Consider the following 310-nt stretch of genomic DNA (forward strand, 5'->3'; position numbering starts at 1 on the left):
GAACTAAACACAAACGGGGTTCTAAATGTTCGGTTTCGTTCAAGCTATAGTACCGCGAGTGGAGTTCAGACGCGGTTTATAAACAAAGATGAAATTGATGTATACTGTGTATATTGTCCACAGACTGATACCTGTTATTACTTTGAACCGAATCTTTTTGAAAAATCTATTTCATTGAGGGTAAAAATACCAAAGAATAATCAAAAGCAAAATATTCTTTTTGCAGATGATTATCGTGAGGTTCCGTAGAGACTACACGTGTCGCACCTGAAACGGTGAAGATATAGTCCAGACTACAAACAACACGATG

1 protein-coding gene is annotated in these 310 nt (G+C 37.1%); it reads left to right on the top strand.

Annotation, left to right across the window (positions count from 1 at the left end):
* The coding region (locus AC2Q9J_RS17775; RefSeq protein WP_499041994.1) for a group I intron-associated PD-(D/E)XK endonuclease at nucleotides 1-249 on the top strand (249 nt) is incomplete at its 5' end.
* Nucleotides 250-310 lie beyond the last annotated feature (61 nt).

Source organism: Planococcus sp. RAB007_Raresut, assembly GCF_057369535.1.